The organism is Arthrobacter sp. 2YAF22_2, assembly GCF_052114645.1.
Taxonomy (GTDB): Bacteria; Actinomycetota; Actinomycetes; order Actinomycetales; family Micrococcaceae; genus Arthrobacter.
Window position 1 is genome coordinate 1 of the sequence record NZ_JBFRFD010000253.1, and the last position, 5,263, is coordinate 5,263.

General features: G+C 65.7%; 4 protein-coding genes and 3 pseudogenes. 2 read left to right on the forward strand and 5 right to left on the reverse strand.

Features of this window, described 5'->3' with window-relative positions:
* The 4 genes and pseudogenes from AB4Y86_RS11395 to AB4Y86_RS11410 form a co-directional block, all read right to left on the reverse strand.
* Positions 1 to 140: pseudogene (locus tag AB4Y86_RS11395) on the reverse strand (alpha/beta hydrolase); the annotation flags it as partial.
* 108 nt (positions 141 to 248) lie between these two features.
* Positions 249 to 794 (reverse strand): annotated as a pseudogene (locus AB4Y86_RS11400) (succinate dehydrogenase iron-sulfur subunit); the annotation flags it as partial.
* Position 795: 1 nt separating this feature from the next.
* Positions 796 to 1,311 (reverse strand): annotated as a pseudogene (locus AB4Y86_RS11405) (anthranilate synthase component II); the annotation flags it as partial.
* A 170-nt stretch (positions 1,312 to 1,481) separates the two neighbouring features.
* Positions 1,482 to 2,279 (reverse strand): class E sortase, encoded by a 798-nt coding sequence (locus AB4Y86_RS11410; protein WP_441402345.1) that lies wholly within the window; start codon positions 2,277 to 2,279, stop codon positions 1,482 to 1,484.
* A 178-nt stretch (positions 2,280 to 2,457) separates the two neighbouring features.
* Between AB4Y86_RS11410 and AB4Y86_RS11415 the strand changes: the two genes are divergently transcribed.
* Positions 2,458 to 2,712 carry a cell division protein CrgA gene (locus tag AB4Y86_RS11415; RefSeq protein ID WP_441402343.1) on the forward strand — a complete coding sequence of 85 codons (255 nt, stop codon included), beginning with the start codon at positions 2,458 to 2,460 and terminating at the stop codon, positions 2,710 to 2,712.
* A gap of 121 nt (positions 2,713 to 2,833) precedes the next feature.
* Entirely contained in the window at positions 2,834 to 3,439 is a 606-nt protein-coding gene (locus AB4Y86_RS11420) for a DNA-3-methyladenine glycosylase I (protein ID WP_441402344.1), read from the forward strand.
* A 915-nt stretch (positions 3,440 to 4,354) separates the two neighbouring features.
* On the opposite strand, the gene AB4Y86_RS11425 is transcribed toward AB4Y86_RS11420, so the two are convergent.
* Positions 4,355 to 5,248 carry a rhomboid family intramembrane serine protease gene (locus AB4Y86_RS11425; RefSeq protein WP_441402346.1) on the reverse strand — a complete coding sequence of 298 codons (894 nt, stop codon included), beginning with the start codon at positions 5,246 to 5,248 and terminating at the stop codon, positions 4,355 to 4,357.
* Positions 5,249 to 5,263: the final 15 nt, after the last annotated feature.

Sequence of the window (5,263 nt, forward strand, 5' to 3'; positions counted from 1 at the left end):
GCCGCGGGGCTGTCCTTGCCGAGCGTGAAACCGTGCGAGAACACGCCCCAGCCCTTCACCGGTCCCTCGGGGAGGTCCACGACGCCGGAGAGCAGTTCGCCGGTGGAACCTTCGAAGGTGACTTTTTCGGAGCGGGACACGGAGGTCCCCTTTCTGGTCGGCGTCTGATCTGCGGGAAGACGACAGCGGCGCCCCCACCGGGGAGGTGGGAGGCGCCGTCGTCGTTGGAGCTGGTGCTGAAGCGGTTGCTAGATCTTGCGGGCCAGGATGGCCTGCTTGACCTCGGCAATGGCCTGCGTGACCTGGATGCCGCGCGGGCAGGCCTCGGTGCAGTTGAAGGTGGTGCGACAGCGCCACACGCCTTCCTTGTCGTTAAGGATCTCCAAGCGCATGTCGCCGGCGTCATCACGGGAATCGAAGATGAAGCGGTGCGCGTTGACGATCGCCGCCGGGCCGAAGTACTGTCCGTCGGTCCAGAACACCGGGCAGGACGACGTGCACGCGGCGCAAAGGATGCACTTGGTGGTGTCATCGAACCGCTCGCGGTCCTCGGCGGACTGCAGGCGCTCCTTGGTGGGCTCGTGGCCCTTGTTGATCAGGAACGGCATGACTTCGCGGAAGGACTGGAAGAACGGCTCCATGTCCACGATCAGGTCCTTTTCGACCGGCAGGCCCTTGATCGGCTCGACCGTGATTGGCTTGGTGGTATCCAGGTCCTTGAGCAGGGTCTTGCAGGCCAGGCGGTTGCGGCCGTTGATGCGCATGGCGTCGGAGCCGCAGACGCCGTGGGCGCAGAACACCGCATAGCGGTGCCGTGCGGTGCTGGAGGCCCATCACGACGCCGGTCCCGGTTTCCGCGGTGATCTCCAGAATTTCAGGGATACTTTCGCGGACGGCAGCGAGCGAGTGGTAGCGCGTGGCGGTGAAGGGCGAGGGCAGGCCCGTGAAGACGCTTGTCCCGTGATGCTCGACCAGCGAGGTCTTGCCGTGCATCAGTTCCGGGGCGTGGGTGACAAGTCCGCCGTAGGCTTCAGCCAGGGCCTGGTGCCCGAGGCAGACGCCCAGCATCGGCTTGTGGTGGCTGCCGCACCACCTGATCAGCTCGATGCAGACCCCCGCCTCGGCCGGGGCACCGGGCCCGGGAGAAATCAGGACCCCGTCGCGCGCCTCAGCCATCTCAATTGCCTCGGCCAGCGTCACATCATCGTTGCGGACCACCGTGGTTTCCGCCCCGAGTTCCTGGAGATAGCCGACCAGGGTGTAGACAAAGCTGTCGTAGTTGTCTACGACCAAGATCTTGGTTGTGCTCATGGGTGCGTTGCCGTGCCAATCGTCGAGTCAGTGAAAGGGCTGAATTGCGCCATCCAGGGAAAGAGGAACTGAACCATCAATACCAGTGCGCCGGCCAGCAATACCAGCGCCGTTGCAAGGCGCAGCCACAGCGGTCCCGGAAGGCGGCGGAAAATCCATCCGTACACGTTCTACCCGCCTCCCACGGTGCGGGCCACCTGGGCCGCAATCTCGGCCGGGGGTCCGGCGGCTGCCGGCCGCCAGCTCTCCAGCAGCGAATAGGCGACGATGCGCTCCTGCGATCCGAAGCGCGGGTTGCAGCTGGTCATGGTGAGGTAACTTTCCCGGGGGGTGGCCGCGGGTTGCCGCGGGACCGGCAGCAGCACGTCGGCGGCAGCGGGCAGGACGATCTCGCTGTTGCGGAAACGGTAGACGTAATAGCCGTCGCGGGTCTGCACATAGATCCTGTCACCAGGCACCAGGGCGTCGATGTTGTCCAGGACGGCGCCGTGGGTCTGCCGGTGACCGGCCACGGCGAAGTTTCCGGCCGCACCCGGCATCGCCGTCCCTTCATAATGGCCCAGCCCCAGCGAGTCCAGCACTGCGGGCGTGGTCCCCTGCACGACCGGCCGCGTGTACTCCGCACCGAAGCGGGGCACATAGACGACGCCGATGGTCGCGCCGGTCTCCGGCTCGCCGGCCACGGCGGGGGCGGACGCGGCAACGTTGCCGGCGCCGGGGTCAGGTGGGGGGACGACCGCGTGGGCCGGGCCGCTTAGTCCGCGGGCGAAGTCCTTGACGACCTCGCGTTGCCGGGCGTCGGCGTCGAGGTTGGTCCACCACAGCTGCCACGCGACGAACAGCAGCAGCACCACCCCGGCGGTGAGCAAGAGCTCGCCGCCGATCTGGAGGGTGCGGGACACGGCGGATGGCGGGGCTCCGCCGCCGGTCCGGGCAGGCGCGGCCGCGGGCTCCGCTTTCTCCTGCAGCACCGTGGGCTCTCCTTTGCGGTTGGCGGCGGGCGCGAGGCTGGCCTGAACAACAGCTAGAATTGGCTGCGATCAGGATTTTCAACGTGACCAAGGGCGCGTTGACCGACGGCTGTTCCTTGTTGCAGGATATCAAGCCGCGTCAGCCGCCTCACATCCAGCCCGCCAAGGAGGACCCGTGCCCGAGTCGAAGCCGCGAAAGAGGAATGCCCCCGTGACGCAGCAGACTTCTGCGACGCAGGCCTACAAGCCCAACCCCGTGTGGTTCAAGCCGGTTATGTTTGGCCTGATGATCATCGGACTGCTGTGGATTATCACCTTCTACATCAGCGAAGGCACCCTTCCGGTAAAGGACTGGGCCTCGTGGAACATCGTCGCCGGTTTCGGCATCGCGATTGTGGGTTTCCTGATGACCACGCGGTGGCGTTCCTGATCCAATCACGACGCGTTCGCAGCAGGCCGGCACATCCGTGTGTCGGCCTGCTGCGTTAAACGCCCCCAGGGGGCGGAGCCGCGATAATGCTTGCAGACCACTCTTCAGCGAAGGATTCCAGATGACCCCGGACGTTAGCGGCTGCATCATCGGCGACGACGGCCTGGCGCGGCCGGCCTGGGCGGCCTCGGACCCATTGCTGCGCGACTACTACGACCACGAGTGGGGCCTTCCGGTCCGCGACGAGCAGGGGCTCTACGAACGGATCAGTCTTGAGGGTTTCCAGGCGGGCCTGTCGTGGGCCACGATCTTGCGCAAGCGGCCCGCCTTTCGTGCCGCGTTCGCCGATTTCCACCCCGAAACGGTGGCGGCGTTTACCGAGGACGACGTCGAGCGCCTCCTGCAAGATGCCGGCATTGTGCGCAACCGGCTCAAGATCCGGGCCGCCATCACCAACGCCCGGGCCACCCTGGAGTTGCGGGACGACGGCGGACTCGTGGACTTCGTCTGGGGCTTCCGGCCCGAGACCACACCGGAGCCCACCGTCCCGGATCAGATCCCCACGACTTCCCTGGAGTCCATCGCGCTGTCCAAGGCGCTGCGGAAGCGCGGCTTTGCCTTCGTAGGGCCCACCACCATGTATGCCCTCATGGAGRCCATCGGGATGGTCGACACCCACCTGCTGGACAGCCACCGACGCGGAACCTCGGGCGTCTGGCCTAGTTAACGACCGGGCGGGGCCGGCCGCGCCAGCATCCCCAACTGTGCACAACAACGCTGAAGTTATCCACAAGCTGTTGACGGCTTCGGCGGCCTCAGCCACGGACGGGGCCTGTTAATAACCGGGCCCTCGCACCAGCAGCCGTGCCGAAGACACCGGAATCCCGTGTGAATTACCTCCTTGTAACTTATTAACATTGTGGAATAGCTGTGGATAACCCTCCTCGGCGTCAGCGGATGGCGACGTCGAAGAATTCCTGGCCGCGTGGGGGGGAATCTCTCGCTCGACCTCTCGACGGCGTACGAGCTGCCGAGGGTGGTCGCGGGTTTTCCAGTTAATAACAGGTCGGTACCCACAACTTATCCACAGCTGGGGATAAGTCCTGCGGGTCGGTGGTTGTCGAGTCCTTACCGCCCGGAGTGCCGGGGCTGCGTGCTGTGACACTTGGAAGGTCAAGTTATTAACACTGTGCACAACCTTGTGAATATCCGCTTGAAATCAGATAACAAGGCGGTAAGGGGTCGGGAAACCGATCGTTCCGCGTTGCAGCAGGCGTCGCATCGGGAGCGGCACTTGTCCACTTAACCACAGACCATCCACTGAGACTTATCCACAGATGTGGAGAGGCTCCGGGCAGATTTCAACGAATCGCCCACTGGGGCCGTCAGATCCGGTCTTGAGGGATGAACTACAGGCGTGTAAGTTACCAACACTGTGGATAACCCTTGTGGATAAGTCTGGGTGGGGATGGTTCGCGTGGAAACGGGACGCCCGGAGGCGCCGGAACCGGCGGGAACGCGGCGGAGGCGTGGAAGCGGCATGCCCGGAGGACCGCGCAGGGGTTGATGGCCGGCAGAATCCGGGCCGGGGACCGGAGGACCCGGGCAGGGCCGCGGGCCGGCAGTGAGGCTGCGGCGGGGACTAGGCCGGCAGGGCCGTGGCTGCGATGCGCAAGGCGGTTGCCGCAACCAGCGCGCACATCACTACGGCCAGCCCGGCGGCCTGCAGCAGTCCCTGGCGCCGGCCGCGCGGAGCATAGGCGATTGCGGCCGCGCACAGCGCGCCGGTGATGAGGCCGCCCAGGTGGGCCTGCCAGGCGATCTGCGGAACCACGAAGCCGATGACGCCGTTGATGGCGATCAGCACCCACAGCTGTTTGGTGTCCCCGCCGCGGTGGCGCTGCACAACCAGCATGGCGCCGAAGAGGCCGAAGATGGCACCGGAGGCCCCCACCACACCGCTGAGCGGCTGGCCGGGAATATAGCCGGGCGTGAGCAGGAAATAGCCGACGGATCCGCCCACGGCCGACAGCAGGTACACAACCAGGAAGCGGACCCGTCCGAGGAGGGGTTCGAGCGCTTGGCCAAAGATCCACAGCATGTACATGTTCAGCAGGATGTGGAGGACAAAACCCTGCGAATGGAGGAACGCCGACGTCAGCATGCGCCAGGGTTCGAAGGCTCCGTATTCGGGGGTGGCATAGACAGTGGCGAAAGCGAAATTCTGGTAGACCCAGTCATTGGGAACTACCCACTGGAGGACGTAGAGCAGGACGCACGCCGCGATGATCCCCAAGGTGGCCAAGGGCCTGCCCGCGGCAACTGCGCCGCCGTAAGTGGACCGAACCTGCGGCGTCGAGCGTTGGGCTTCGTTGACGCAGTCAACGCACTGGAATCCGACGGCTGCCGCCCGCTGGCAGTCGGGGCACGCAGGGCGCCCGCAGCGCTGGCACCGCACGTAGGCGGGCCGGTCCGGGTGCCTGGGGCAAACCGGGATCTGCGCGGACGGCTCTGCCGCCGGAATTCCGTAGCTCATGGCTTGGGTTAGAGC